Genomic DNA, 22202 nt, shown 5'->3' with positions numbered 1-22202 from the left:
CGGGCGCCGGGCGTAACGTCAGCCGGTTTCCCGGCGGGCGCGGGCCCGGCGCTTGCCCTCGTGCATGGCCTGCACCCGGGCTACCGGGATGGTCCGGCCCTCCGCCACCAGGTCTTCGGGGAGCGGCTGCGGCGCCGGCATCGCGGCCGCCCACCGGTCGGTGCCGGCCAGCAGCGACGGCACGGTCCGGATGGTGAAGTCGGCAGGGGTCACCCCGGGCAGGTCGGCCCAGTCGACAGGGAAGGAGACCGGCACCCCGGGGCGCAGCCGTGGGCTGTAGGCGGCCGCCACAGTGGCGCCGCCGGCCCGGGTGGCGTCCACGAAGACCCGGCCGCCGCGCTCCTCCTTGATGTACGCAGTGGTGGCCAGCGCGGGGTCGATCCGTTCGGCGCGGACGGCGAGCGCCCGGGTGGCGGCGGCCACCTCCTCGGCGCCGGGGTCGCCGGCCAGCGGGACGAAGACGTGCACGCCCTTGGCCCCGCTGGTCTTGACCGCCCCGGAGAGGCCGGCGTCGGCGAGCGCCTGGCGGACCAGCAGCGCGGCGGCGACAGCGGCGGAGAATCCACCACCCTCGGGTGGGTCCAGGTCGAGCACCAGGTGGGTCGGGCGGTGCTGGTCCGCGACGGTGTTCAGAGTCGGGTGGTACTCCACAGCCCTCTGGTTGGCGAACCAGAGCAGGGTGCGCCGGTCGTCGCAGAGGGCGTAGGAGATCTCCCGGTGCGACGCCTCCGCCCAGATCGGCACCCGACGCACCCAGTCGGGGGTGTACCGGGGAAGGTTCTTCTGCATGAACGGCGGCTGGCCGGGGCGGACCCGGATCACCGACAGCGGCCGGTCCCGCAACTGGGGCAGGATCTGGTCCGCGACCGCGTCCAGGTAGTCGACCAGGTCGCGCTTGGTCGCGTCGGCGGTGTCGGACAGGGGCTGGTCCAGGTTGGTCAGGGCCACCCCGTCGCGGGTCTCGTCAGCCTCGCTCATCCGATCACCCTCTCGGCCCCGGCGTCGTCGGTCAACCGGGCGCGTTGTTCCGAGCCGGATTGTTTCCGGTGCCCGCCGTCGCCGGCCGGCGCATCGGCGTCGGTCAGCGGGCCGGCCTGCCGTCGCGGCAGCGTGCCCAGCGCCACCAGCAGCGCGGCGACCACCAGCGCGGCGGCCACGGCGAACGCCGTCCGGTAGCCGGCCGCCAGGGCGGCCGGCTCGGCCGAGCCACCGGTCCGCAGGACGTCGGTGCGGGCGGCGGCGAGGGTGGCCAGCACGGCCAGTCCGACGGCCCCGCCGACCTGCTGGGTGGTGTTGGCGAGCCCGGACGCGAGACCGGCATCCGTATCGGTGGCACCGGCCATGGCCAGCGTGGTGACCGCCGGCAGGGTCAGGCCGCCGGCCACCCCGAAGATCACCATCGCGGGGAGGACGTCGGCCAGATAGCGGCCGTCGGCGGGCAGCCGGGCGAGCAGCAGGAAGCCGACTGTCGCCAGGCCGAGCCCGGCCAGCAGCACGCTGCGGGCACCCCAGCGGGCGATGAGCCGCCCGGCCAGCCCGAGCGAGATCACCGCGATCACCACGGGAGTGGGCAGGAACGCCCAGCCGGTCGCCGCAGCGTCCAGCCCGAGCACCAGTTGCAACTCGACGGCGAGCAGGAACTGGAAGCCGAAGAACGCGGCGACCATGAGGAACTGCACGGTGTTCGCCGCGACCAGCCCCGGCACGCGCAGCACCCGGCCCGGCAGCAGCGGTGTGGCCGCCGTCCGCTGGCGTACCGCGAAGCCGCCGAGCAGCAGCGCCGCGAGCGCCGCCGCGCCGAGGGTCTGCGGGCTGGTCCAGCCGTGCTCGCCGGTGCCCACGATGGCCAGTACGGCGGCCATCAGGCCGGCGGTGGCGAGCAGCGCGCCGGGCACGTCGAGGCCCGACCGCAGGCCGATGCCCCGTTCGGCGGGGAGCCGGCGGACGGCGAGGAGCAGGATCGCCGCCCCGATCGGGAGGTTCACCAGGAAGATCGAACGCCAGCCGGCGAGTTCGGTGAGCACCCCTCCGGCCACCGTGCCGACCGACGCGCCGGCCGCGCCTGTGAAGCTGAAGACGGCGATGGCGCGGGCCCGCTCGGCCGGTTCGGGATAGAGCCGGACGATCATGCCGAGGCTGACCGCCATGGCGAGCGCGCCGCCGACGCCCTGCCCGAAGCGCGCGGCGATGAGCTGCGCCGGACCGGTTGCCGCCGCGCAGGCCAGTGAGGCCAGGGTGAACAGGGCGACGCCGGCGAGGAAGACGTGGCGCCGGCCGAGCAGGTCGCCGAGGCGTCCGGCGAGCAGCAGCAGCCCGCCGAACGCGACCAGGTACGCGTTGACCACCCAGGCCAGTCCTGCGGCGGTGAAACCCAGGTCGCGTTGGACGGCGGGCAGCGCCACCGAGACGACACTGCCGTCCAGGATGATCATCAGGCTGCCGGCGCAGAGCACGAGCAGGGCCGGCCAGCGGGCCGGGGCGGTACGGTCCATCGAGAATCCTCCTCCTTGGTGCACGCTTTGTTACTGACGCCATCGTCTGTGACCATGAGGCGGAGCGGAAGGAGGCACTGTGATGTCCCAGAGGAACAGCGATGTGTCCGCGCAGGTCGGGGCGGAGTTCACCTGCGCAGCCGGGAACGTGCCGTTCACCCCCGGGCAGGCCCGGGCGTGCACCGTCCGCGAGGTGCTGGACCGGGTCGGCGGCAAGTGGAGCATCGGCATCCTGGTGGCCGCGTCGAACGGCCCGGTGCGCTTCACCGAACTGGAGCGGCACATCGAGGGCATCAGCCGCCGGATGCTCACGCTGACCCTGCGCAACCTGGAGCGCGACGGCCTCCTGCACCGCACGGTCTACCCGACCGTCCCCCCGAAGGTGGAGTACACGGCGACCCCGATGGCGATGGAGCTGTACGAGTCGCTTGTCGCGCTGACGAGCTGGGCCGAGCGGCACCGCCGGGCCATCGCCGAGGCGCGGACCAGGTACGACGCCGAACACGCCGGCTAAACCACTGGGTGGTGTGGGGAACGCCACCAGCCTTTTCTGACCGATCGGTCAGGCTCTGACCGATCGGTCAGGCATGCTGGTCCACGGAGGTGGACCAGTGATGGCAAGAGCGGTGTCCGAGACACACGGCGAGATCCTCGCCGCCGCGGCGCGACAGTTCGCGGTGACCGGCTACCGGGGCACCTCGTTGCAGGACATCGCCCGCGAGGTCGGCGTCTCCAAGGCCAGCGTTCTCTACCACTTCGCCAACAAGGAAGCCCTGCTCGCCGAGCTGATGGCCCCGGCCATCGCGATGTTGCAGTCCCTCGACGACAAGCTCGCCGGCCTGACCGGGGCCGCCGCCCAGGAGGTCGCCGCGACCGGCTTCGTCGACCTCGCGGTCCGGTTCCGCCGGGAGATCGCGGTCCTGCGCGGCGAGTTCCCCGAGCTGCTGTGCCAGCCGGCCTTCACGCACATCCAGGAGATCTCCGACCGGCTGCGGAACGCGCTGGCCGGGTACTCCGACCGACCGAGCGCCCAGATCGCCGCGCTGGTGCTGCTGGCCGGCATCTCCGAGGCGTGCGCCGAGTTCGTCGACGTGCCCGAGGACGACCTGCGCCCCGCCCTGCTCACCCTCGTCCGGCGGGCCGTCGAACCCGTCGACGCACCCCAGCCCCAAACACCCACGACCGAGGACAAGGAATCCTGATGGCCACCCTGCTCTACCGGCTCGGCCGGGGCGCGTTGCGCCGGCGACGGCTCGTCGTCGCGCTCTGGCTCGTCGTACTCGTCGGCGCCGGCATCGCCGCGGCGACCCTGCGCGGCCCGACGGCGAGCAACTTCACCATGCCGGGCACCGAGAGCCAGCAGGCGCTGGACCTGCTCTCCGAGCAGTTCCCGGCCGCCAGCGGGGCCACCGGCACCATCGCGGTCAAGGCACCAGGTGACGGCCAACTGGCCACGCCGGAGGGCCAGGCCGTCGTCCGGGAGCTGGTCCAGCAGGCCGCCACGCTGCCCGGCGTGGTCGGCGCCGTCGACCCGTTCCAGGCCGGCGCGGTCTCGCCAAACGGCCGGTACGCGCTGATCCAGGTCCAGTTCGCCACAGGTGGCGACGAGGTGACCGACGAGCAGCGCACCGCGTACGAGGAGGTCGGCTCGGCCGCCGAGGCGAAGGGTTGGCAGGTCGCCCCGGGCGGCGAGGTGCTGGGTGGCGAGCCGGAGATCGGCTCCACCGAGGCGCTCGGCGTGCTCGTCGCCGCGATCGTCCTGATCATCACCTTCGGTTCCCTGGTCGCCGCCGGGATGACGATGCTCAACGCGCTGATCGGCGTGGGTGTCGGCATGGCCGGACTGTTCGCGCTGAGCGGTGTCATCGAGTTGACCACCACGGCGCCGATCCTGGCGCTGATGCTCGGTCTCGCGGTAGGCATCGACTACTCGCTGTTCATCACGTCCCGGCACCGGCAGAACCTGCTCGAGGGCCTGTCCCCCGAGGAGGCGGTCGGCCGGGCCGTGGGTACCGCCGGTTCCGCTGTGGTCTTCGCTGGTGCCACGGTGGTCATCGCCCTCGCCGGGTTGGCCGTGGTCAACATCCCGTTCCTCACCGTGATGGGTCTCGCCGCCGCCGGTACCGTCACCATCGCCGTGCTCGTGGCGATCACCCTCCAGCCCGCGCTGCTCGGCTTCGCCGGCAACCGGGTGCTCCCGCGCCGGCTGCGCTCGGCCGTCGATGCCGCAGCTCCGGGCGACGCGGTGGGCGAAGAGAAGCTGCCGGTCGAGGACCGCTCCGGGTTCGGCTTCCGCTGGGCGCGGTTCGTCACCCGCTTCCGGGTGCCGGTCATCCTGGTCGCGCTGCTCGGCCTGGGCCTGCTCGCGCTGCCCACGCCGGACATGCGGCTGGCCCTGCCGGACGCCAGCACAGCGACCGAGGGCTCCCCGGCCCGGGTGGCGAGCGACCTGACCACCGAGGGCTTCGGTCCGGGCTTCACCGGTCGACTCGCGGTGGTCGTGGCGGGCGACGACGCGCAGGCGACCGCAGCCGCGGTGCCGCAGGTGACCGCGATGATCCAGCGCACCGACAATGTCCTCGCCGTGGCACCGCCGCAGCTCAGCCCCGACGGCCGGACCGCGCTGCTCGGCGTGGTGCCGAAGACCGGCCCGACCGACGAGGCCACCGAAACCCTGGTGCACGACGTCCGCGACGCGGTCGGCGGGGTGCAGGACGCCGAGGTGCTGCTCACCGGCGCCACCGCGATCGGGATCGACGTCTCGGAGAAGCTCTCCGACGCCCTGCCGATCTACCTGCTGCTGGTCGTCGGGCTGTCGGTGCTGCTGCTGATGCTGGTGTTCCGCTCGCTGCTGGTGCCACTCAAGGCGGCGCTCGGCTTCCTGCTCACCGTGGCCGCCACGTTCGGCATCACCGTGGCGATCTTCCAGCAGGGCCACCTGGCGGACCTGGTCGGCCTGGACACCCCGGCGCCGCTGGTCAGCTTCCTGCCCATCCTGCTGATCGGCATCCTGTTCGGGCTGGCCATGGACTACGAGGTGTTCCTGGTGTCCCGGATGCGGGAGGACTTCGTGCACGGCGACACCGCGCGCGAGGCCACGATCAGCGGCATGGGCCACGGCGCCCGGGTGGTCACCGCCGCCGCGCTGATCATGATGTCCGTCTTCGGCGGCTTCGTTTTCCTCGACGACCCGATCATCAAGTCGATGGGCTTCGCGCTCGCCATCGGCGTGGCCATCGACGCGTTCGTGGTCCGGATGACAATCGTCCCGGCGGTGATGTCCCTGCTCGGCGACCGCGCCTGGTGGCTCCCCCGCTGGCTCGACCGGGCCCTGCCGAACGTCGACATCGAGGGTGAGGGCCTGCGCACCCACCTGGAGGACCGCACTCCGACCCGGGTGTGACCCGGTAGACGAACGAAGGCGCGGTGTCCGCTCGGGCACCGCGCCTTCGTCACGTCCGGACCGTGCTCAGACGCCCGCCGGGTACGTCTCCATCTCACCTGCCGCGGCCGGGACGGGCAGCGGGTGCAGGGCAGTCGTCTCGTCGCACCAGATGAAGGCGTCGTAGCGTTCGCCCAGGCGGGTGGGCACGTAGTTGCCCCAGGACTCGAACGACGGGTCGTAGACCACCCCTATCGCCCGGTGGTCCGCCGTCCCGGTGACCCACCCCGGCTGGTCGTCGCCACCGAAGACCAGCACCGCCCGCTCCGGCATCAGCTTGTGCAACAGGCGCTCCACCGAGCCCTCCCGGGCCGGCGGGACGACCATCGCCTCCGACGGCGAGCCCCACCGCGGCGCGGCGATCACCGTGCCCCGGTAGCTGCCGAACCCGACGAGCGCCACCGCGTCGTCGCCGTGCCGCTCCCGCGCCAACTGACCGATGTTGACCATCCCGTCGGCGGCCATGTCGGTGGCCCGCGCGTCCCCGACGTGCGTGTTGTGCGCCCAGACGATCCCCCGCGCGTCCGGGCCGTACCTCTCGAGCAGCCGGTCCAGCGTGTCCTGCATGTGCGTGTCCCGGATGTTCCACGAGTCGGGCCCACCGGCCACCATCGCCCGGTAGTAGCGCTCCGCGCCGGCCACCACCTCCGCGTTCTGCCAGGCCGAGAAGCGGTCCGGGCCGTCCGACATGGCCTGTTCCCGGGTACGGGCCAACAGCCGGACGACCTCCTCCTCACAGCGTGCGGAGACGAACCGGCTGGCCGCGCCGTACTCCTCGACCCGCTTGCCGTACGGCTCGAAGCACCGGTACGCGTCCTGCGCCGCCTCCAGCGAGGTCGGATCCTCCTCCCCCAGATAGTCGAAGATCGCCTGCATCGACTCCCAGAGGCTGTACACGTCGAGGCCGTGGAACCCGGCCCGCTGACCGTCCGGCCGCTCCAGGTTCCACGCGCGCAGCCAGCGGCAGAACCGGGACACCTCGGCGTTCGCCCACATCCAGGTAGGCCAGCGTTCGAAGCCCTCCAGCGCGATCTGCGGATCGTGGGCCCCGCCGGGCGCGGCGGTCACCGACCGGTGCACCCGGTCGCAGTCCGGCCAGTCGCCCTCCACCGCCACGAACGAGAAGCCGCACTCCGCGATGAGCCGGCGGGTGAGCTGTTCGCGCAGCCGGTAGTAGTCGTAGCTGCCGTGGGTGGACTCCCCGATCATCACCACCCGGGCGTCCCGGACGCGCTCCAGCAACGGGTCGAAGTCGCTCGGCGCGCCGAGCCGCTGAACCAGCATGGCAGCGGCTACCCGGCGCTCGCGCCGACAAACCGTCGGCGCGCCGCCCGGCGACACGCCGACGGCGTGTACGGGTGGTCCGAGCGGGTAGCCGACCGGCATGACCGTCACCGGGGTGCAGTTGCAGGAGTACCTGGCCGGGCTCGACTACCCGGTCTCCCGCGAGGACCTCGTCCGCTGGGGGCAGGAGAACGGGGCCAGCACGGCCATGTTGCAGATGTTGCAGGCGTTGCCGGCCGAGCAGTTCGAGTCGCCTGCCGAGTTGAGCGAGGCGCTGACCACCCTCGCCTGACTGCCCGGTTCACCGCGCGTGCAGCAGCCGGAACAGCACCAGCCACTGTTCCGGCCAGACGTACCCCACAGGGGTTTGCGGCGCGATCCGCGTCGCCCGCAGGGCGGCCGCGACCCGGGCCGGCGGGTGGTGCCGGCGCAGGGTCGCGTCGAGGGAACCGCCGAGGCCCTCGAAACCCCACCCCACGAGCCTCCGGTACGCCGGCAGCGCCGCCGCCGACAGCAGCGGCTCTGACCGCCGTTCGATGCGCAGGATCCCGGCGTCGACAGCCGGCACCGGCCGGAACGCGGTACGCGGCACCCGCCCGGCCAGCCGCCACTCGATCTCCGGCCAGGTCTGCACGGTGAGCCGGGTCCACCTGCCGTAGTCGCCGCTGCGCCGACGGGCGTACTCCAACTGGGTGAGCAGGGTCGCCGAACGTAACCGGGGCGCGGCGAGGCACCAGCGCACCACGGCGGAGGTCAGCGACCACGGGATGTTGCCGACCACCGCGAACGGCTCCGGTGGAGGTTCCGCCGCGAGGAAGTCGGCCTGCCGGTGCTCGACGTTGGGCAGGGCCGCGCAGGCGGCGGCCAACTCCCGGCCCGCGGCCGGGTCCACCTCGTACGCCGTCAGTCGCCCGCAGCGGGCGGCGAGCGGCCGGGTCAGCTGACCGCGGCCGGCGCCGACCTCCAGCAGGAGCCCGGTGGGGTCGGGGTCGGCGACGCGGACCAGCCGCGCCACGGCGGCCCGGTCGGTGAGGAAGTTCTGGCTGAGTACGCGACGGGACCTGTCACGTTCGGTCCGTCGAAGGTTGCGGGGCGCCACGGGTCGTCGTCCTGTCTGTCGCCACTCGGCGACGGGCTGGACAGGCAGCCGGGATTCCGGGCCTGTCCGAGTGGATCGGGACTCGGACGGCCCTGGACGATGGCACGGGTACGCGACGACGAGGCGACAGCCTCGTGCCGTTGCGGAAGATCAGCGGGGTGGGGCGACGGCCCCGACTCACCGCGAGAATGGACCGATCAGCGGCAGGTTGCGTCCCAGCCGGCCAGGGCCGGACGCCGGACTCGCGGACGGGACACCAGCAGGGCGGCCCGGGCGGCCGGCGCACCGACCCCCTCGATCAGGGCATGCGTGAACATGCCCGCCACCCTACCGATCCCACTCCCCCATCCCCACCGATTTCCTCCCACCCCTCCCGACCGGGGTTGGCTGGGGTTACGGGAGGGGGATGGTGCGGGATTCGGTGCGGGCGGTTTCGGCGGCGGAGAGGATGGTGACCACCTCGCGGCCGAAGCGCACGTCGCAGCGGTGGTCACGGGTGCCGGCACGGACCTGCTCGACGAGCTGGTCGATGGCCACGCCGAACGCGGTCGCGGCGTCGTTCTCGCCGTACGGCACGGTCTCGATGCCGTTCTCCCCGTAGAACACGAACTCGCGGGTCATCGACTCCTGCGGCGCGTCCAGGGAGAGCGAGGCGCTGCTGGTGGCACCGCCCTCGTGGGTGAGCAGCAGGTGCACCATCCCGCTCGGCCCGTCCATCGCGGCGACCTGGGTCACCCGGCCCAGCACCGGCAGCAGGATGGAGAGCGCGTGCGGGGCGATGTCCCAGAGTGCTCCGTGCTCCCGACGCCACAACGAGCCGCCGTACGGGCTGCCGTCCTGGAAGATCGACGCGAAGGCGACGGTCCGCCCGTGCTGCCAGCCCCCGGCGGCGGCGGTGGCGGCGAGGAACGCCGTCACGTTCGGCTGGAACCGCTGGGTGAAGAAGACGACCGAGGCGACCCCGGAGGCCTCGGCGGCGGCAACCACCCGGTCGGCGTCGGCGACGCTGAGCGCCAGCGGCTTGTCCAGCAGCAGGTGCCGGCCCGCGGAGGCGGCCCGGACCGCGATGTCGGCCTGGATGTCCGGGGGCAGCGCCACGGCCACCGCCTCGCACTGCTCGATAAGCGCGTCCACGTCGCCGTACGCGGGCACCCCGTACCGTTCGGCGAGCGCGGAGGCCCGCTCCGGGTTGCGCCCCCACACCCCGACCAGTTCCGCGTCCGGGTGCGCGTGCAACGCCTTGCCGTGCGTCTCGATCGCCCAGTGACCGGTGCCGAACAACCCGAACCGCAGCACGTGTACCTCCGCTGTCTCCCCCGCCCGCGGCAACGCCACGGACGTGATCCACGCTAGTCGCACCGGCAGCCGTGACGGCGGCGGGTTCAACCAATCGAAGCAGCCCACCCTGGTCTGATCCCGGTAGCGCCGGGTCCGATTGCCGCCAGACGCACCGGGTGCGGCGCGGCAGTCTCGACGACATGCCGAGCAACGATCCAGCGATCACCAGCGGTGTCGCGACCTTTGAACACTGGTACGACTTCACCGAGGGCGGTCCCGTGCACCGCGCCCTGCTGCCGTTCCCGTCGACGGCACCCGCCCCGTTCGAGGTTGCCCGCTGGTCGGTCGCCCCGAACACCTCGAACGACCTCGACGTCCATCGGTCTCGCGAGGTGTGGATCATCGTGTCCGGTACCGGAACCCTGACGTTCGCCGATCGGACGGACGTCCTGCGGGCCGGCGACGTCGCGGCGTTCGACAGCACGGTGCCGCACCAGATCCGGAACGACGGACCGGAACCGCTCCTCGCCGTATCCGTCTACTGGCTGCAGGCAGGCGACTGACGCCGGCCCGGGAAGCGGAGGGCTTGCGGAACACGCCACCTCGACGGCGCGCGTCACAGGCGGAGAGGCAGGGCACGCCTTTACTACGACGGTTAGTAGGCTGTGCCGGTGACCGAGGCAACGACCGGGTGGGTCCGGTGACCGGCGTGGGCGCCGACTCGCCTGTGGACGGGATCGTCGCGACCGTGCCGATCGTGCTGTCGCTGCTCGTCGCGGCGTGGGCGCTGGTGGCGGCGGTACGCCACAGGCCACCGGACCGGGTGCAGTTCGTCGGTCTGGCCGTCCTCGAGGTGGCGTTGCTCGTGTTGGGCGTGCTGGCGCTCGTCGCGGTGGGCAGCGGGGATCGGCCCGGCGAGCCCGGCGCCTTCTTCGGCTACCTGGTCACGCTTGTCTGCCTGCCGCCGCTGGCCTGGGTGCTGGCCCGGATGGAGCCGACCCGTTGGGGGTCGGCGATCGTGTGCGCCGTCTGCCTGGTGGCCCCGGTGGTGGTGGTCCGGTTGCAGCAGACCTGGGAGGTGCTCGGTGGTTGAGACCGGAACGGCCAGGCCTCGCACGAACTCCGGCCCGGGCCGACTGCTGATCGCTGTCTACCTGCTGTTCGCCATCGCGGCGACGAGCCGGGCCGGCCTGCAGATCGCCACGAAGTTCGGCGAGGCGCCTGTGGCGTACCTGCTGTCCGCGCTGGCCGCGCTCATCTACATCGTGGCGGCGGTGGGCCTGGCCCGGGCCGGGCACACCGGCCGGCGCGTCGCGTTGGCGTGCTGCTCGGTGGAGCTGGTCGGCGTGGTCGCGGTCGGCGTCCTGAGCCTCGTCGACAGGGAACTCTTCCCCGACGAGACGGTCTGGTCGCAGTTCGGCAGCGGGTACGGCTACATTCCGCTGGTGCTGCCGGTGCTCGGCCTGTTCTGGCTGTGGCGCACCCGCCACGACCACGCCTGACCAGGCTCAGTTCCGGGGGCCGCCGGCGACGTAGATGACCTGCCCGGAGACGAAGCCCGCGCCCTCGCTCACCAGGAACGAGATGGTGTGCGCGACGTCCTCCGGCCGGCCCGGTCGGCGGACCGGGATCTCGGCTGCGGCGTGCTTCTGCAGGTCCTCGAAGTCGACCTTCATCCGGGCGGCGGTGGCCGCGGTCATGTCGGTGACGATGAAGCCTGGCGCCACCGCGTTGGCGGTGATCCCGAACGGCCCCAACTCGATGGCGAGCGTCTTGGTGAAGCCCTGGAGGCCGGCCTTGGCGGCGGCGTAGTTCGCCTGGCCCCGGTTGCCGAGCGCGGAGGTGCTGGACAGGTTGACGATCCGGCCCCACTTGCGGTCCACCATGTGCTTCTGGGCGGCCTGGCTGAACAGGAACGCGCCGCGCAGGTGCACACCCATGACGGTGTCCCAGTCGGCGTTCGTCATCTTGAACAGCAGATTGTCGCGGAGCACGCCCGCGTTGTTGACGAGCACTGTGGGCGCGCCCATCTCGGCGGCGATGCGGGCCACCGCCGCCTCGACCTGGTCCCGGTCGGACACGTCGGCGCCCACGCCGAGCGCCCGGCCGCCGTCCGCCGCGATGGCGTCCACCGTCTCCTTGGTTGCCGACTCCTCGATGTCGACAACGGCGACGGCCAGACCGTCAGCGGCCAGCCGCCGGGCGGTGGCCGCGCCGATACCGCGCGCGGCTCCGGTGACGATGGCGACGCGGGGCTCCTCCGACATGACTACCTCCGGGTAACTTTGGGGTGATCGGAGGAGCTTAGCGTCAGAACCCCCGACCCCGGCATAGGCGAATCCACCGGTATCCGTGGCCGGAGACCTTCACCGCGCCGAGCTTGCCCAACTCGCCGTAGCCCCTGTCGCTGAGCACGTCGATGGGCAGGTCGGCCTCCGGCTCCAGGCTGCTCAGGTCCACCTCGACGTCGTCGGTGCCGAGGTTGTGCACGAAAACCATGGTCCCGGTCGGCCCGTCCGCCCGGTGCGCCAGCACCCCTGCGGGCATCGCCACGTCGATGTGCGTGGTCGAGCCGGAGCCGATCTCCGGGGCCTCCCGCAGCGTACGGATCATGCGCTCGAACCAGGCGAGCAGCGACTTCGAGTCGCTCCGCTGGGCGGTGACGTTGACGTTCTGGTAGCCGAACTCACCCTTGTCGATCACCGGGCGGACCAGCTTCTCCGGGTCCGCGGTGGAGAAGCCGGCGTTCGGCTGGTACGACCACTGCATCGGGGTACGGATCGCCTCCCGACCGGGAAGCGACAGGTCCTCGCCCATCCCGATCTCCTCGCCGTAACGCAGCACCGGTGTGCCGCGCATCGAGAACTGCAGGGCGTACGCCAGTTCGAGGTGCCGCCTGTCGTTGCCGAGCATCGGGGCGAGCCGGCGACGGATACCCCGGTCGTAGATGCGCATGTTCTCGTCCGGGCCGAACTTCGCGTACACCTGGTTGCGTTGTTCGGTGGTCAGCCGGGACAGGTCGATCTCGTCGTGGTTGCGCAGGAACGTGGCCCACTGACCTCCGACGGGCAGCTTCGGGGTGTCCCGCAGTGCCTCGATCAGCGACTCCGGGTCCTCGCGCGCCAGGGCGAGCATGAGCCGGCCGTTGAGCATGAAGTCGAAGAGCATGTGGATGCGGTTGCCGGAGCCGCTGCCGTCACCGAAGAACGTCGGGAGCTGGTCCGGTTCGACGTTCGCCTCGGCCAGCAGGACGGCGTCGCCGCGCCGCCACTGCACGTGCTGGCGCATCTCGGTGAGGAACTCGAAGTCCTTCGGCGAGTTCGGGTTGCCCGGCTCGGTCAGCTCGATGATGAACGGCACCGCATCCATCCGGAACCCGGAGACGCCGAGCTGGAGCCAGAACGACATGATCTTCTTGACCTCGGCCCGGACCTGCGGGTTGGCGAAGTTGAGGTCCGGCTGGAACTTGTAGAACCGGTGGTAGAACCACGCCTTGGCGGTCCGGTCGTAGCTCCAGGTCTCCTTCTGCTCGCCGGGGAAGACCATGCCCTGGTGCCTGTCGTCCGGCTCGGTGTCGGACCAGACGAACCAGTCCCGGTACGGCGAGTCCGGCGACGAGCGGGCGGACTGGAACCACGGGTGCTCGTCGGAGGTGTGGTTGACCACCAGGTCGATGATCACGCGGATGCCCCGGTTCTGCGCCTGGTGCAGCAGCTCGGCGAAGTCACCGAGGGTGCCGAAGCGGGGGTCGACGTTGTAGAAGTCGGTGACGTCGTACCCGTCGTCGCGGTTCGGTGACGGGTGGATCGGGTGCAGCCACAGGCAGGTCACGCCCAGCCGGGCCAGATAGTCCAGCCGGCCGATCAGCCCACGGATGTCACCGACCCCGTCGCCGTCCGAGTCGGCGTACGTGTCGATGTCGAGGCAGTAGACGACGGCTTCGGAATACCAACGGTCACCCATGCCTGAGGAACATCTCCCAACGACCACGGCGGCAAACCGGATCCGGCAAGTACCGTGCCGGTCATGAACACCGACCTCGTACCGCCTGGCGAACCGTTGGACTGGTCCCAGGGCCGGTGGTTGAACCCGCCGCTGCGCGCCGAGCAGGGCCCGGCCGGCGAGTTGGTCGTCGAGGCCGCCGCGGAGACCGACTTCTGGCGGCGGACCAGCTACGGCTTCGTCCACGACAACGGCCCCGCCCTGCTGGCACCGCTGCCGGTCGGCAGCGCCATGGAGGTGAGCTTCCGGCTGGATCTGAGCGGGCAGTTCGACCAGGCCGGCGCGCTGGTGCGGGTGGACGAGCGGACCTGGACCAAGGCCGGCGTCGAGATGAGCGACGGCGAGCTGCAACTCGGCGCGGTGGTGACCAGGGAGTTCTCCGACTGGTCGGTGGGGCCCGTGCCGAGGTGGGCGGGTCGGCAGGTGACCGTCCGGGTCAGCCGGGCCGGCGACGCGCTCACCGTACGGGCCCGGGCCGACGACGAGCCGTGGCAGCTGGTCCGGCTCGCCCCACTGGACCCGGCGGCCGAGGCCGTGGCGGGCCCGTTCTGCTGCGCTCCGGTCCGCGCCGGCCTGAGCGTGGTGTTCACCGGTTGGCGGCGGGGGCCGGCAGACACCGCGCTGCACCCGGAGCACTGAGCGCAGGTGTGGGACCGGCGCTGCGGGGTATCACCCTCCGATCCCCGACAGCCGACCCGGAAGGACGACCATGGCCTACGCCCAGACTGGTGACCCGTCCGAGTTCACCGGGTTGACCGGTTGGGTGGCCTCGGTGATCGAGGCGATGGGCCCGGTCGGTGTCGCGTTGCTGGTCGCCCTGGAGAGCATCATCCCGCCGATCCCCAGCGAGATCGTGCTGGCGATGGCCGGCTTCCTGGCCCACGAGGGCCAGTTCAACGTCGTGCTCGTGGTGGTCGCCGCGACGGTCGGCTCGCTCGTCGGTGCGCTGGTGCTCTACTGGCTCGGCGCGGCACTGGGCGAGGAACGGCTCAAGCGCTGGCTGGACCACATCCCGCTGGTGGACCGCGACGACCTGGAGAAGGCCGACCGCTGGTTCGAGCGGCACGGCCGGTGGGCGGTGCTGATCGGCCGGATGGTGCCTGTGGTCCGCAGCCTGGTGTCCGTCCCGGCGGGGGCCAACCGGATGCCGCTTGGCGAGTTCGTCCTGCTCACCACGATCGGCAGCGGGCTGTGGAACGCTCTCATCGTCGGCGCCGGCTACGCGCTCGGCAGCCGCTGGCAGAACGTCGAGCGCTACAGCGACTGGTTCAACTACGCGATCATCGCGGTCTTCGCGGTCATGCTCGTCACCTGGGTGATCCGTAAGGTCCGCCGCCGCCGGGAACGCGACGACCGGCGGTCGGTGACCGCCGGTCGCTGATCCGCGTCGCGCTCAGTTGAACTGCGCGCTGATCGACGTGAACTCCCACGTGTTCTGCGCGATGCCTGAGCAGTTGGAGACGACTCCCCCGCCCGGGCACGGCCGGTCCCGGTTGACCGACCAGAACGTGAACCGGCTCAGCCCACGCGCCTTCGCCCAGTCCCGGATCTGGGTCCAGGTGGCCGGCGTGGTCAACTCCTGCTGGTCGGAGAGCCCGTTCATCCCGGAGATTCCCATGTGGGCGTACGCCGTCGCGTCGGACCAGCCGAAGGCCGTCTTCAGCGTGTTCTTCAGCCCCTCGGCGGCGTTGACAGTGCTCTGGTACATGTTGGCCCCGCCACCGAAGTCGAACGGCATGATGGTGAAGGTGTCGATGTTGGCGCCCAGCGCGGCGGCCTGGTTGATCAGGCGGGTGCCGTAGTACGACGGGCCGGTGGTCGACGTGCCGAACGTGATGATCGTCTTCAGGCCCGGGTTGTTCTGCTTCACGATCTTCAGCGCGCCGAGGATCCGGTCCTGTACCACCTCGTTCTCGAACTCGTCGCTGTTCTCGATGTCGATGTCGATCGCCTTGAGCCCGAACGCGTTGATCACCTGCTGGTACGCGCCGGCCAGGGCGCTGGCCGAGGAGCAGTTCGGGCCGAGCTTGTTGCCGCTCCAGCCGCCGATGGACGGGATCACGTCGCCGCCGGCCGCCCGGATCGCCGCGATGGTACTGGCGTGCGCGCCGCCGGTGAGCGGGCCGCCGCCGTCCCAGGCCGGGGTGCAACCGCCACCGGAGAGCACGAAGGCGATGGTGAACCACTTCACGCCTGTCGCCGACATGACGGTCCCCGGGGCGGGCGGGTCACCCCAGCCCGGGTAGAGGTAGGGCGCGACGGCCATCGAGCCGCCGCCACCGGTGCAGCCTGTGGTGTTCGCGGCGACCGCCGCCGAGCGGGCCGACTCCCCCGCCGAGTTGTACGCGGCGACCGTGTAGCTGTGCGCCGAGCAGGCGGCCAGGCCGGAGACGGTCGTCGAGGTGCCGGTGACCGTGGCGCGCACCGTCGAACCCTCGTACACCCGGTAGCCGGTCACCGTGCCACCCACCGCGTTCCAGGCCAGCGATACCGCCGAGGCGGTCGTGCCGGTGACCCGCAGGCCGCCGGGCGTGCCGGGGGCGCCCGGTGGCGTGGTGGGACCGCCGGAGCAGGACGCGCCGTTGACCGTGCAGTTGGTGGGGTCACCGGTGCCGGCGACGATGAAGCCGAACGAGGTGCTCGCACCTGCCGACAGGGCACCGTTCCAGGACAGGTTGCGGGCGGTCACGTGCTGACCGGAGCTGCTCACCTGGGCGTCCCAGGCGGACCCGACGGTGCTGCCGGCCGGCAGGTCGAACTGCACGTCCCAGGAGGTGATCGCCGTTGACGTGTTGTTGGTGACTGTGAACTTCGCCTCGTACCCGCTGCTCCAGCTGCTGGTGCGGGCGAAGGCGGCGGTGGCGGCCGACGCGGCCGGCGGTGCCACGACGGTGGCCGCCACCAGTGCGGCGGCCAGCGCGACGGCGAACGTCGCCGCGCGGGGGGATCGGAGTTTCACGGTGGCCTCCAGGGACCGGTGTGGTGGGGGATGGTGCCCTGCGCGGCCGGGTGGTGCGCCGGCCGCGCAGGTGGTGCGCCGACGCCGGTACGGGCGTCGGCGCCGCTCAGGGCAGGGTGTCCAGGTGCGGGGCGACCGTGCGGGCGAAGCCGTTGCCGTTGCTGACGTCCCAGTTCACCGACCAGGTCATCGCGCCTCGGATGCCGGGGTAGGTGCGCGGCGGCCGGAAGCTGCCGCAGTTGGTGCCCCGGGCCAGGCAGTCCAACGCGGCGTTGACCACGCTTGGCGCGACGATGCCGCCACCGGCCGCGCCCGGTCCGGCGGGCAGGCCGAGGCCGACCTGGTCGGGGCGCAACCCGGCCTCCAGTTGGATGCAGGCAAGCGCGACGATGAAGTTCACGGTGCCCTGGCCGTACGCGGCGTTCTGGTCGCAGCCGAGCATTGCCCCGGAGTTGTAGAACTGGGTGTTGACGACCGTCAGAATGTCCCTGATGTCGAGCGCCAGCTTGAAGTAGCCGCCGGCCGGGTTCTGCATGTCGATGGTCTGCGGCGCCATCGCGATGATCAGACCCGACCCGATCTTGGCCCGCAGGGCGCGCAGCGCCTGTGCCATGTACGTCGGGTTGAGCCCGTTCTCCAGGTCGATGTCGATGCCGTCGAAGCCGTAGCGGGCGATCAGCGTGGCGGCAGTGTCGGCGAAGACGGTGGCCGAGGCGGCGTCATTGACGGTGACCCGGCCGGTCTCGCCGCCCACGGAGAGGATGACCCGTTGGCCGCGGCTGTGCAGGGTACGGACATCTGCGGTGAAGTCCGCGTCGGTGTAACCGCCGAGCGCGGCGGAGAGCCCGGGGTCGATACCGAAGGTGAGCGCGCCAGGCGTCGTGGTGGCCTCGGCGAAGGCGACGGCTACGAGGTCGTACTCGGTGGGGACGTCGCGCAGTCGCAGTTCGACGGCGGGGTTGTCGAAGTTGTGCCAGTAGCCGGTGAGCAGGTGCTTCGGCAGCCCGCCGGTGGGCGGTTCCGTCGGGGGTGGCGTGGTCGGCGGTGGCGTGGTGGGCGGTGGCGTGGTCGGCGGGGGCGTGGTGGGCGGGGTGCTGCCGCCGCACGGCACGCCGTTGAGCTGGCAGCCGGTCGGGGCGCCGGAGCCGCCGGCCAGGAAGCCGAAGGAGACCGAGGCACCCGGGGCGACCGTGCCGTTCCAGGACCGGTTGGTGAAGGTGTGCCGCTGACCGGCGGAGCTGAGTGTCGCGTCCCAGTAGCTGCCCAGGGTGGTGCCGGAGGGCAGGTCGAAGACGAGGCTCCAGCCGTTGATCGTCGATCCGCCGCCGTTGGTGATCGTGTACTTCCCCTCCCAACCGGAGCCCCAGTCGGCGGTCTTGACGAAGCTGGCGGTGGCACCGGCGGCGAAGGCGGGCAGCGCGACCCAGGCCGCACCGAGCGTCGCGGCCAACGCGGTGACCAGGGACAGGACAAGGGATCTGGCAGGCTTCATGCGGCCCTCCGCGCCCGGCTGGGCATCCATGTACGTCAACGTTGGCGCTAATTATTAAGACAGTTAACTGTTTCTGTCCAGAGGCCGACGCGAATGATTGGGTCTCCCGCCGCGCGACGACGCGACGGGAGACCCGCACAGGCCCCCCTCAGCGGCGGAAGGTGAACCAGTTGACGTTGACGAAGTCGTTCGGTTGACCGCTGGTGAAGGTGAGGTAGACCGCGTGCCGCCCGGTCACCGCCCCGACGTTCCCGGGCACCGAGCGCCAGCTCTGCCAGCCACCGGTGTTGCCGATCGCGAAGCTGCCGATGGGTGCCGCCGTCGGGCTGTCCACCCGCACCTCGACCAGGCCGCTCACCCCGCTGCCCGCCCCGGAGGCGACACGCGCCACGAAGTCCCGGGGCCCGGTGGAGCCGAACTCGACGTTGTCGTACCGCACCCAGTCCCCGTTGCGCAGCGCGCCGAGGTTCTGCCCACCCTCGGCGCACGCCTCGACGATCACACCGTTCTGCGCGCTGAACGCCTCGGCCTCGATCTGCCCGTACGCGTCCCTCGTGCCACCGGGCGGCGGAGTGGTGGGCGGGGTGGTTCCGCCACCCCGGCGGTACACCGCCACGTAGTCGACGAGCATCGGTCGACCCGGGACGGTCGCCGCGGTGGGCGTGCCGCTGCCGGCCACGCCGTTCGGGAACGCTCCGCCCATCGCCACGTTGAGCAGCAGGAAGTAGCCCGCGTGCGAGGTCATCTGCGACCAGGCCGGCTCACCGACGCGACTCTGGGTGACGGTGTGGAAGAGCTGTCCGTCGACGTACCAGCGCAGTTGCTGCGGGCTGATGGAGGCGTCCCACTCGAACCGGTAGGTGTGGAACGCGGACTGGCAGCTCGCGCCCGGGCAGGCCCGCGAGGCGCCGATGCCGTTGAACTCGTCGCAGGGTCCGCCGGGAGCGACGCCGCAGTGCAGCACCCCCCACACCGAGTTGATGCCGTTGACGTTCTCCATCACGTCGAACTCGCCGATGCCGGGCCAGTTCTGGTAGTTGCCGCGGTAGGGCGCGCCGAGCGCCCAGAAGGCGGGCCAGTAGCCCGCCGCCGCGGCACCCGTGACGTTCGGCATCTGGATGCGGCCCTCGATCGCGAGCACACCGCCGGCCGGGGCCTTGAAGTCGCTGCGCACGGTCTCGATGCGGGCGGAGGTCCAGCCGCCCCCACCGTCGCGCAGTGGTGTGATCCGCAGGTTGCCGCCGCCGTCGTGGCTGACGTTGGCGGTGCTGGCGGTGTAGGTCTGGATCTCGCCGGTGCCCCAGTTCGCCGGGCCGCCTGGGTAGTTGTGCCCGGTGTCGATGATCCAGTTCGCGGCCGAGGGCAGGGTGCCGGCCGCGCCGGTGAAGTCGTCGCTCCAGACGGTGCTCCAGCCGGTCGGTGGAGGCGGAACGGCCGCCTGCGCGGTCAGGGCGACGCCGGCCAGGGCGGTGGTGGTGGCGATGAGCAGGGCGGACGCCAGCAGGCGGCGTCGGATGGGCGGGGCGGTGGGGGCCGCCGGAGGTGGGGACATGGACGTGCCTCTCTTGCGGGGGACGGTCGAGAGAGCGCTCTCTCAGTGGTTGTACGTCCCGCCGGGACAGTTGTCAACGTCGATCTATGAGGTGCTTGCCGGAACCGCCTGCGGCCGACGGAGCACCACCTGCTCCAACGCCGACCACGCCGTCGTGGCCACCAGGTAGATCACCGCCGCGAGCGGCAGCACCAGCGCCACAAGCACAGTCGTGAACGGCAACAGTGGCAGCAGCCGGCCGAGCGTGGCGGCACCCGGCCCCTCGGTGGGCGTACCGGCCACCGTGCCGACCGCCGCGGACGCCCGACGCGCACGCCGCGACGACCACCAGGCAAACACCAGCAGCAGGACCAGCAGAACGGCGAAGAGCGGACCGGCCGCACCTGTCAACCCGTCGCTGACGTGGTGGCCCAGCGGCACACCGGCCAGCCGCTCGTCCAGCAGCCCCGTGCCGCCCTCGCTGGTGCTGAACAGCCGGTACAGCACCAGCAGGAACGGCAGTTGGAGCAGCAACGGCAGGCAGCCGGCGATCGGGTTGGCACCCGCCGAGCGGTACAGCGTGAACACCTCCCGCTGAAGCGTCGCCGGATCGTCGGCGTACCGCCGTTGCAGCTCGCGCACCTGCGGGGCGAGCGCCGCGCGGCGCCGCTCCCCACGCACCTGCGCGACTGTCAACGGTGAGATCAGCAGCCGCACGGCGACCGTGAACAGCACGATGGCGGCGGCGGTGGCCATGCCGCCGGCCAGCGGTTCGAGCAGGTCGGTGAGCCAGGACAGCGCCGCGCCGGCGGCGGCGACACTGTCGTGCAGTGGTGCGAAGGCGAGCATGGGAAACCCCTCGGTCCGATTCCGGTGGGGTCCTTCCCCGGCGGTGTCCGCCGGGGAAGGACCGGTGACGGCGGGATCGGCCGCGCGGCGCGACGCGCTACGCGACCGAGGGGAGCCCGGGTGCGCGGGGCCGAGGCCGTCCGGCGGCGTCCGGGTCGATCTGACGGGGCATCCGACGCCCCCGGGAGCGGGCCCGCAGCCCGGCCCAGCGACGCGCGACGCCCACCGCCCCCGAGCAGCGCGGCACCCGCGCCGCGAGCAGCGTGGTGAGCAGCACCAGGGCGGTGAGCGCGGCGCCCGCCAGCAGGTCGGTCGGGCGTTCCGCGAGCAGGGTGAGCTGGGTGAACGCGGTCATCCACGCGACCCAGAAGAACCCCAGCGGTACCGGCACAGGCTGAGCATAGGACCCGATGTCACGTCACCTGACCGAATCGCGGGCCCTGCCCGGCACCGCGGGCGCGACGCCGCCCGGCGACGGTGTGCCGGCCGGCGACACCGATCCGGGAGAAACGACGCGCGACGCGCCGCCATCACGTTTCCAGGCATCGCCACGTTGGGTAACCGAACACCCGACCGACGCGGACGGACCGTGGACGGCAGGAACGGACGGTGGTGTCGCGATGACGGGCCAGGTGACGGAGGCGCCAAGCGGAACGACTGCGGGGGCCGAGTTGCTCACCGTGGGTGTCGAGGAGGAGTTCCTTCTCGTCGACCCGCACACCGGAGCCGCGGTCCCCGCCGTCGACCTGGTACTGGAGCAGGTGCCGGCGGAACTGCGCGGGCAGGTGGAGCGCGAGTTCCAGACCAGCCAGATCGAGATCGGCAGTCCGCCCGGCCTGGAACTCTCCTCGATCCGGCACTCCCTCGGCGTGCTGCGCGGCGCGCTCGCCGACGCCGCCGAGCGGGCCGGCGTACGACTGCTGGCCATCGGCACCGGTCCGGTGGACGGCCCGGTTCCGCCGGTGGTGGACAAGCCCCGCTTCGACCGGATGATCGAACGGTTCCGGCTGCTCGTCCCCGGCCCCGGCAACAACGGCATGCACGTGCACGTGGGCGTCCCGGACCCGGACACCGGTGTGCAGGTGCTCAACCACGTACGGCCGTGGCTGCCGCTGTTGCACGCCGTCACCACCAACTCCCCGTTCTCCAGGGGTGAGGACACCGGCTACGCCAGTTGGCGTTCGGTGGAGTGGGAGCGCTGGCCGTCGGTGGCGCCGACGCCCTGGCTGGAGTCGTACGAGCACTACCAGCGGTTGATCCGTCAGTTGATCTCCAGCGGGGTGATGCTCGACGAGGGGATGCTCTACTGGTACGCCCGACTGTCGGCGAAGTACCCGACCGTGGAGCTGCGGATCGGCGACGTCTGCCCGTCGGTGGACGACGCGGTGCTGGTCGCCGCGCTGGTGCGGGCCCTGGTGGCCACCGCCATGTCGGACGTCGAGGCCGGCCGGCCGGCGATCCAGACCGACCACCACCTGCTGGTCGGCGCGCACTGGCGGGCCGCGCACGACGGCCTGGAGGGCGAGGGCGTCGACGTGACCACCGGGGAGCTCCGCCCGGCCTGGGAGCTGCTGGACGAGTTCGTGCAGCGGATGCGGCCGGCGTTGGAGCAGCACGGCGACTGGGCCGAGGTGACCGACCTGCTGGGTGGGCTGCGCCGCCACGGCACCGGCGCCGCCCGACAGCGTGCGGTGTTCGCCCGCACCGGGAAGCTCACCGACGTGGTGCAGGACGTCGCACGACAGACCCGTGGCTGAACACCTCGTGACAGGAT

General features: G+C 71.8%; 22 protein-coding genes. 10 read left to right on the top strand and 12 right to left on the bottom strand.

Annotated elements, in window-relative coordinates; genetic code table 11:
• Nucleotides 1–18: 18 nt before the first annotated feature.
• Together ACFY1S_RS21110 and ACFY1S_RS21105 are read right to left on the bottom strand one after the other, a co-directional pair.
• Complete coding sequence (locus ACFY1S_RS21110) at nt 19–978, bottom strand: DNA polymerase domain-containing protein (RefSeq protein ID WP_387120568.1); 960 nt, start codon at nt 976–978, stop codon at nt 19–21.
• Nucleotides 975–2492, bottom strand: coding sequence for an MFS transporter (locus tag ACFY1S_RS21105; RefSeq protein ID WP_387120565.1), 1518 nt, complete (start codon nt 2490–2492; stop codon nt 975–977). The genes ACFY1S_RS21110 and ACFY1S_RS21105 overlap by 4 nt, the downstream gene beginning before the upstream one ends.
• Before the next feature lie 79 nt (nt 2493–2571).
• Between ACFY1S_RS21105 and ACFY1S_RS21100 the strand changes: the two genes are divergently transcribed.
• From ACFY1S_RS21100 to ACFY1S_RS21090, 3 genes are all read left to right on the top strand, one after another.
• On the top strand, nt 2572–3006 hold the full coding sequence (locus ACFY1S_RS21100) for a winged helix-turn-helix transcriptional regulator (RefSeq protein ID WP_387120563.1): 435 nt from the start codon (nt 2572–2574) through the stop codon (nt 3004–3006).
• A gap of 100 nt (nt 3007–3106) precedes the next feature.
• On the top strand, nt 3107–3694 hold the full coding sequence (locus ACFY1S_RS21095; RefSeq protein ID WP_364373980.1) for a helix-turn-helix domain-containing protein: 588 nt from the start codon (nt 3107–3109) through the stop codon (nt 3692–3694).
• Nucleotides 3694–5895: an MMPL family transporter gene (locus ACFY1S_RS21090; protein WP_387120559.1), complete on the top strand. Its 2202-nt coding sequence runs from the start codon at nt 3694–3696 to the stop codon at nt 5893–5895. The genes ACFY1S_RS21095 and ACFY1S_RS21090 overlap by 1 nt, the downstream gene beginning before the upstream one ends.
• 66 nt (nt 5896–5961) lie before the next feature.
• On the opposite strand, the gene ACFY1S_RS21085 is transcribed toward ACFY1S_RS21090, so the two are convergent.
• Entirely contained in the window at nt 5962–7218 is a 1257-nt protein-coding gene (locus tag ACFY1S_RS21085) for an erythromycin esterase family protein (protein ID WP_387120556.1), read from the bottom strand.
• Nucleotides 7219–7318: 100 nt separating this feature from the next.
• Here ACFY1S_RS21085 and ACFY1S_RS21080 point away from each other — a divergent pair, with 100 nt between their 5' ends.
• Entirely contained in the window at nt 7319–7510 is a 192-nt protein-coding gene (locus ACFY1S_RS21080) for a DUF2795 domain-containing protein (protein ID WP_234585931.1), read from the top strand.
• Nucleotides 7511–7519: 9 nt separating this feature from the next.
• On the opposite strand, the gene erm is transcribed toward ACFY1S_RS21080, so the two are convergent.
• Complete coding sequence (gene erm, locus ACFY1S_RS21075) at nt 7520–8317, bottom strand: ErmE/ErmH/ErmO/ErmR family 23S rRNA (adenine(2058)-N(6))-methyltransferase (protein ID WP_387120552.1); 798 nt, start codon at nt 8315–8317, stop codon at nt 7520–7522.
• Nucleotides 8318–8710: 393 nt separating this feature from the next.
• Entirely contained in the window at nt 8711–9610 is a 900-nt protein-coding gene (locus ACFY1S_RS21070) for a Gfo/Idh/MocA family protein (RefSeq protein WP_387121092.1), read from the bottom strand.
• Nucleotides 9611–9684: 74 nt separating this feature from the next.
• Here ACFY1S_RS21070 and ACFY1S_RS21065 point away from each other — a divergent pair, with 74 nt between their 5' ends.
• The 3 genes from ACFY1S_RS21065 to ACFY1S_RS21055 all read left to right on the top strand — a co-directional run bounded on the left by ACFY1S_RS21065 (nt 9685) and on the right by ACFY1S_RS21055 (nt 11097).
• Nucleotides 9685–10158 carry a cupin domain-containing protein gene (locus tag ACFY1S_RS21065; protein WP_387120549.1) on the top strand — a complete coding sequence of 158 codons (474 nt, stop codon included), beginning with the start codon at nt 9685–9687 and terminating at the stop codon, nt 10156–10158.
• A 137-nt stretch (nt 10159–10295) separates the two neighbouring features.
• Nucleotides 10296–10688 carry a hypothetical protein gene (locus tag ACFY1S_RS21060; protein WP_387120546.1) on the top strand — a complete coding sequence of 131 codons (393 nt, stop codon included), beginning with the start codon at nt 10296–10298 and terminating at the stop codon, nt 10686–10688.
• Nucleotides 10681–11097 carry a hypothetical protein gene (locus ACFY1S_RS21055; RefSeq protein ID WP_387120544.1) on the top strand — a complete coding sequence of 139 codons (417 nt, stop codon included), beginning with the start codon at nt 10681–10683 and terminating at the stop codon, nt 11095–11097. The genes ACFY1S_RS21060 and ACFY1S_RS21055 overlap by 8 nt, the downstream gene beginning before the upstream one ends.
• A 6-nt stretch (nt 11098–11103) precedes the next feature.
• On the opposite strand, the gene fabG is transcribed toward ACFY1S_RS21055, so the two are convergent.
• Nucleotides 11104–11862 carry a 3-oxoacyl-ACP reductase FabG gene (gene fabG, locus ACFY1S_RS21050; RefSeq protein ID WP_387120541.1) on the bottom strand — a complete coding sequence of 253 codons (759 nt, stop codon included), beginning with the start codon at nt 11860–11862 and terminating at the stop codon, nt 11104–11106.
• A gap of 43 nt (nt 11863–11905) precedes the next feature.
• Nucleotides 11906–13558, bottom strand: a complete 1653-nt coding sequence (locus ACFY1S_RS21045; protein ID WP_387120538.1) for an alpha-amylase family protein — start codon at nt 13556–13558, stop codon at nt 11906–11908.
• Between the two features lie 63 nt (nt 13559–13621).
• Here ACFY1S_RS21045 and ACFY1S_RS21040 point away from each other — a divergent pair, with 63 nt between their 5' ends.
• Both ACFY1S_RS21040 and ACFY1S_RS21035 read left to right on the top strand, forming a co-directional pair.
• Nucleotides 13622–14236 carry a DUF1349 domain-containing protein gene (locus tag ACFY1S_RS21040; RefSeq protein WP_364374009.1) on the top strand — a complete coding sequence of 205 codons (615 nt, stop codon included), beginning with the start codon at nt 13622–13624 and terminating at the stop codon, nt 14234–14236.
• 70 nt (nt 14237–14306) lie between these two features.
• Nucleotides 14307–14978, top strand: coding sequence for a DedA family protein (locus ACFY1S_RS21035; RefSeq protein WP_387120535.1), 672 nt, complete (start codon nt 14307–14309; stop codon nt 14976–14978).
• Nucleotides 14979–14990: 12 nt separating this feature from the next.
• Here the strand turns inward: ACFY1S_RS21035 and ACFY1S_RS21030 are convergent, their stop codons facing one another.
• The 5 genes from ACFY1S_RS21030 to ACFY1S_RS21010 form a co-directional block, all read right to left on the bottom strand.
• Nucleotides 14991–16556, bottom strand: a complete 1566-nt coding sequence (locus tag ACFY1S_RS21030) for a cellulose binding domain-containing protein (RefSeq protein ID WP_387120532.1) — start codon at nt 16554–16556, stop codon at nt 14991–14993.
• A 106-nt stretch (nt 16557–16662) separates the two neighbouring features.
• Complete coding sequence (locus tag ACFY1S_RS21025) at nt 16663–18048, bottom strand: chitinase (RefSeq protein WP_387120529.1); 1386 nt, start codon at nt 18046–18048, stop codon at nt 16663–16665.
• A gap of 148 nt (nt 18049–18196) precedes the next feature.
• A complete protein-coding gene (locus ACFY1S_RS21020) occupies nt 18197–19600 on the bottom strand; it encodes a carbohydrate-binding protein (RefSeq protein WP_387120526.1) in 1404 nt (467 codons plus the stop codon).
• A gap of 84 nt (nt 19601–19684) precedes the next feature.
• Nucleotides 19685–20428 (bottom strand): membrane protein insertase YidC, encoded by a 744-nt coding sequence (gene yidC / locus ACFY1S_RS21015; protein ID WP_387120523.1) that lies wholly within the window; start codon nt 20426–20428, stop codon nt 19685–19687.
• 97 nt (nt 20429–20525) lie between these two features.
• Nucleotides 20526–20819: a DUF6412 domain-containing protein gene (locus ACFY1S_RS21010; protein ID WP_387120520.1), complete on the bottom strand. Its 294-nt coding sequence runs from the start codon at nt 20817–20819 to the stop codon at nt 20526–20528.
• Nucleotides 20820–21048: 229 nt separating this feature from the next.
• Between ACFY1S_RS21010 and ACFY1S_RS21005 the strand changes: the two genes are divergently transcribed.
• A complete protein-coding gene (locus ACFY1S_RS21005) occupies nt 21049–22185 on the top strand; it encodes a glutamate--cysteine ligase (RefSeq protein WP_387120517.1) in 1137 nt (378 codons plus the stop codon).
• Nucleotides 22186–22202 lie beyond the last annotated feature (17 nt).

Origin of the sequence: Micromonospora sp. NPDC000663, from assembly GCF_042898105.1 — a bacterium.
GTDB lineage: Bacteria > Actinomycetota > Actinomycetes > Mycobacteriales > Micromonosporaceae > Micromonospora.
Note: the sequence above shows the minus strand (reverse complement) of the source record. Positions and strands in the feature narration are given on the sequence as shown.